Origin of the sequence: Pseudomonas thermotolerans DSM 14292 (assembly GCF_000364625.1) — a bacterium.
Lineage (GTDB): Bacteria > Pseudomonadota > Gammaproteobacteria > Pseudomonadales > Pseudomonadaceae > Aquipseudomonas > Aquipseudomonas thermotolerans.
Genome location: NZ_KB822665.1, coordinates 1 through 1,528, shown reverse-complemented (window position 1 = coordinate 1,528; position 1,528 = coordinate 1). Strand labels below are relative to the sequence as shown.

Genomic DNA, 1,528 nt, shown 5'->3' with positions numbered 1-1,528 from the left:
AGAGGAAGGGGATCGGTTTGTTTGGCGACTGCCAATCTACCAACCTCCGAACCGTCAACCACTACTTCCCCCAGATCGCGCGAAGAACCTTTTTTTATGCCTCTCCATTGCTCCCCTTCTCGTCGTCTTTAGCGAATTGGTCACCGTTAGGTCACCGTTAGCGCATATCTGAACTCTCCCCGGGTTTGCGGGGTGACCTCGCTTTCCCATGTGGTGGGAGGAGGCTTTGGTTGTACGTACTCAGCTAACTCTCCCGGCATTGTTCGTGGCAATTGCTTCATCAGGTCGGGCAGAGTAACCCTTCATTGCTCGACTGTACGGGGGAGGTTCTTCAGAGGGTGGGCTGCATCTAATGAAATAGCAATATAGCAATTGGCTATTTAATTGCTTAAATCGATAGTGAATAGCCACAGCCTATCTACGACTGGAGAGAGAGGGAGTCCGGTTAAAAAAAACACACCACGTACCTGATATGCATCCCAACCAATCAGGTACACACCATGAACAACCGCAAGCAAAACACCCACCTCTCCCAGTCTGACGTAGCCCTGCATATCGAATCACTCGTCCAGGCTATCGAGCGCAGCGATACACCTGCATTCCGGATCACGCACAAACGGTCAGGCTATGAGCAGGTCGAAGAGACCAGACTCTCCCGCCACTTCACCCACATGCAGCAGATGTACAACCTGTTCGATGATCAAGTGCCATACGACTACAGCGAGCACTTGTTAGCGTTCCGAGAGGCCTGTGACGACATTGGCCTTCAGCGTTCACCCAATGGTCCTGTCTGCATGAGCGAGACGGGGACGTACTGGCTCAGTCATGAGCAGAGCATGAATGTCCTTACTGAACGGATCCGTGAGTTGACCCGTCAGCGGTGGTATCAGCGCAAAGCTGGGGATCGAGCCTATGAGGCACGCAAGCAAGCGAAGGAGATCATCGCTTACAACGATGCAGTGATGAGCCTTTACTCACGCACTACGATAATCCGGCTGGACTTGTACTACCGCCCTGAAGCTCAGGCTAGGCAGCGCGTCGAGCAGGTATTCGATCACCTGGATGATCTGATCGACCAACACAGCCGTCATCGGACTTTCGAGCACCTGATTGGGTACACCTATTCAGTCGAGCAGGGGGATTGCAAGGAGGGGCGTGGGTACCACATCCATGCGGCCTACTACTTCAATGGCAACATAGTGTGCCGCGATGTCTGTAAGGCAACTAGGATCGGCAAACTGTGGGAGGAGATCACTCGTCGTCAGGGCTATGCCCATAGCTGCAACCACGACAAGGAGGGATATGGCGATAGGCGTGGAATCGGCCTTATCCAGCGGGAGGATCAGTCGAGACGGCCACATACGCACTACGCCATGAAATACCTAGTCAAGGATGATCAGCACCTGCGCTTGAAACCTGCAGGGGCACGCTGTCTGCGGATTCCACGCCATCCGGCCACCCAGTCCGCTCTCATCTGGCCAGGCATTCCACGGCCATCTGGCCACCTGTTCCACGGCCATCCGGCCGG

Annotated in this window: 1 protein-coding gene; it reads left to right on the top strand. The window is 54.5% G+C overall.

The window, feature by feature from the left end:
- Positions 1-500: 500 nt before the first annotated feature.
- Positions 501-1,528 (top strand): YagK/YfjJ domain-containing protein (locus H165_RS18890; RefSeq protein WP_017940320.1); only part of this gene is annotated, 1,028 nt, incomplete at its 3' end.